The organism is Pseudomonas sp. HMWF006 (assembly GCF_003061205.1).
In the GTDB taxonomy this organism is placed as follows: Bacteria; Pseudomonadota; Gammaproteobacteria; order Pseudomonadales; family Pseudomonadaceae; genus Aquipseudomonas; species Aquipseudomonas monsensis.
Window position 1 is genome coordinate 1 of sequence record NZ_QAIU01000231.1, and the last position, 3,361, is coordinate 3,361.

The 3,361-nt window shown below is 58.9% G+C and carries 2 protein-coding genes; both read right to left on the minus strand.

The window, feature by feature from the left end:
* Nucleotides 1-183: 183 nt before the first annotated feature.
* On the minus strand, nt 184-1,677 hold the full coding sequence (locus DBR24_RS09305) for a CoA-acylating methylmalonate-semialdehyde dehydrogenase (protein WP_128614579.1): 1,494 nt from the start codon (nt 1,675-1,677) through the stop codon (nt 184-186).
* Between the two features lie 141 nt (nt 1,678-1,818).
* Nucleotides 1,819-3,168: an aspartate aminotransferase family protein gene (locus tag DBR24_RS09310; RefSeq protein WP_123471149.1), complete on the minus strand. Its 1,350-nt coding sequence runs from the start codon at nt 3,166-3,168 to the stop codon at nt 1,819-1,821.
* Nucleotides 3,169-3,361: the final 193 nt, after the last annotated feature.

The window sequence follows — 3,361 nt, forward strand, 5'->3', positions numbered from 1 at the left end:
AAAACTGCGTAACTCATTGAATCTCAAGGAGTTTTCCGTTTCGACTGCGCTGGAAGTGGGGCGAATTATAGACTTCCAGAATTTGCCGTCAACACCTAATTTCATAATTTTGTCATATCGGTCAAAAAAGCCCGAAAACACCAAGGCCGACCTTTAAAGGTCGGCCTTCGTCATCCATTCCAGTTACAAGCTGGGGAACGCGAACTGTGAAGCTTCGTGGCTCGCACGCTGTGGCCAACGCTGGGTGATAGCCTTGCGACGCGTATAGAAGCGCACACCATCCGGACCATAAGCATGCAAGTCGCCGAACAGCGAACGCTTCCAGCCGCCAAAGCTGTGGTAAGCCACCGGCACCGGCAACGGTACGTTGACGCCGACCATGCCGACTTCGATCTCGTCGCAGAACAGACGCGCCGCTTCACCGTCACGGGTGAAAATGCAGGTGCCGTTACCGTATTCGTGATCGTTGATCAGTTGCATCGCCTCTTCCAGGCTGTTTACCCGAACGACGCACAGTACCGGACCGAAGATCTCTTCTTTATAGATGCGCATTTGCGGGGTGACGTTGTCGAACAGGCAGCCACCGAGGAAGAAGCCTTCCTCATGACCGGCCACGCTCAGACCACGACCGTCGACCACCAGGGTCGCGCCTGCGGCTACGCCGTCATCGACATAACCGCTGACTTTGTCGCGCGCCTGACCGGTGACCAGCGGGCCCATGTCCAGACCGCACGAAGTGCCGGCACCGATTTTAAGTGCCTTGATCTGTGGAACCAGTTTCGCCACCAGCGCATCGGCCACCTGGTCGCCCACACACACCGCTACCGAGATCGCCATGCAGCGCTCGCCGCAGGAACCATAGGCCGCGCCCATCAGTGCGCTGACGGCGTTGTCCAGATCGGCATCCGGCATCAGCACCGCGTGGTTCTTCGCGCCGCCGAGAGCCTGAACGCGCTTGCCGCGCTTGGTGCCTTCGGCATAGATGTACTCGGCAATCGGCGTCGAACCGACAAAGCTCAGCGCCTTGACTTCCGGCGCTTCGATCAACGCGTCAACGGCAGTCTTGTCACCATGCACCACGCTCATCACGCCTTTAGGCAGACCGGCTTCCAGCAACAGTTGAGCGATCAGCAGGGTCGAACTTGGATCGCGTTCGGATGGCTTGAGAATGAAGCAGTTACCGCAGACGATCGCCAGCGGGTACATCCACAGTGGCACCATCGCCGGGAAGTTGAACGGGGTGATACCGGCAACAATGCCCAATGGCTGAAAGTCCGACCAGGCGTCGATGTTCGGGCCGACGTTGCGGCTGTACTCACCCTTGAGAATTTCCGGGGCGGCGCAGGCGAACTCGACGTTCTCGATACCGCGTTTCAATTCACCGGCAGCGTCTTCCAGGGTCTTGCCATGTTCCTCGCTGATCAATTGCGAGATGCGCGCTTCGTTCTGCTCCAGCAGTTGCTTGAAGCGGAACATCACTTGGGCGCGCTTGGCCGGTGGCGTGTTGCGCCACGCCGGGAACGCAGCCTTGGCGGCATCAATGGCTTTCTGGATGGTTGCCTGGCTGGCCAGTGGCAGCTTGTGGATCGCCTGACCGGTAGACGGGTTGAACACATCAACCGCGCGACCGTTCTCGGTCACCAGTTCGCCATTGATCAAATGCGGGATAACGCTCATCGGGGGACTCCTGAATTTTGTACGCTGGGCGCCCGCCAGGGAGCGCCTTCTATATATAGGTAGCTTTGGGTCGGAACCGAACTGCATTGGCGCGCTTCAGTGCACCTTCGCAAGCAAGCTCGGCTCCAGGTCATGCGTAAATCAGTCGAGCTTGTTCAGCACTTCGCCAACCGCGTCGAACAGACGATCGAGGTCTTGCGGCTTGCTGTTGAAGGTTGGGCCGAACTGCAGGGTGTCGCCGCCGAAGCGCACATAGAACCCGGCTTTCCACAGGGCCATGCCGGCTTCGAACGGACGCACGATGGCGTCGCCATCACGATGGGCAATCTGGATCGCACCGGCCAGGCCATAGTTACGGATGTCGATGACGTTCTTCGAACCTTTCAGGCCGTGCAACGCGTTCTCGAAATGCGGTGCAACCTCGGCCACGCTCTGCACCAGGTTTTCCTTTTGCAGCAGATCGAGTGCCGCCAGGCCAGCGGCGCACGCCACCGGGTGGGCCGAGTAGGTGTAGCCGTGCGGGAATTCGACAGCGTATTCCGGGGTCGGCTGATTCATGAAGGTCTGGTAGATCTCGGAGCTGGCAATCACCGCGCCCATCGGGATCGCGCCGTTGGTCACTTGCTTGGCGATGCACATCAGGTCCGGGGTCACGCCAAAGCTTTCAGCGCCGAACATCGAACCGGTGCGGCCAAAACCGGTGATCACTTCGTCGAACACCAGCAGGATGTTGTGCTGATCGCAGATTTCGCGCAGACGCTTCAGATAACCCTGAGGCGGCACCAGTACACCAGCGGAACCGGCCATTGGCTCTACGAATACCGCCGCGATGTTCGAGGCGTCGTGCAGTTCGATCAACTTCAACAGTTCATCGGCCAGGGCGATACCGCCCTGCTCCGGCATGCCACGGGAGAACGCGTTGCTGGCCAGCAAGGTGTGGGGCAGGTGATCGACGTCCATCATCGCCTGACCGAACAGCTTGCGGTTGCCATTGACGCCGCCGAGGCTGGTGCCGGCGATGTTCACACCGTGGTAACCACGAGCACGGCCGATCATTTTGGTCTTGGTCGCCTGACCTTTCAGGCGCCAGTAGGCACGGACCATTTTCACCGCGGTGTCGGCGCACTCGGAACCGGAGTCGGTGAAGAACACGTGGTTCAGATTGCCCGGGGTCAGGTCAGTGATTTTCTCGGCCAACTGGAATGACAATGGATGGCCGTACTGGAAGCCCGGCGAGTAATCGAGAGTGCCCAGTTGTTTGGCGACAGCTTCCTGGATTTCCTTGCGGGTATGACCGGCACCGCAGGTCCACAGACCAGACAGCGAATCGTAGATCTTGCGGCCCTTGTCATCGAACAGCCAGCTGCCTTCGGCACCGACGATCAGACGCGGATCGCGCTGGAAGTTGCGGTTGGCGGTGTACGGCATCCAGTGCGCGTCCAGCTTCAGTTGGCTGGCCAGTGGCGACGGCGCGTTTTCAGGCATGTTCATCGGGCAAAACCTCGCAGGGCATAAGCGTCAGGGAGATAGAAAGCGTTGTTGCAGCTAAATTGCCACGGCGATAAAGTCGGTGAAATCCAACTTTTCTAACCTTCAGTTAGATCCCTGCTAAACAATGAGCGCAACTTTATGAGCAGCCGTCGCCCCGATCCACTGGCTCAGGTCAGTGACTTTGATATTCGCC

Coding starts and splice junctions, on each gene's coding strand:
- DBR24_RS09305 (WP_128614579.1), bottom strand. CDS start 1,677: ATGAGCGTTATCCCGCATTTGATCAATGGCGAACTGGTGACCGAGAAC.
- DBR24_RS09310 (WP_123471149.1), bottom strand. CDS start 3,168: ATGAACATGCCTGAAAACGCGCCGTCGCCACTGGCCAGCCAACTGAAG.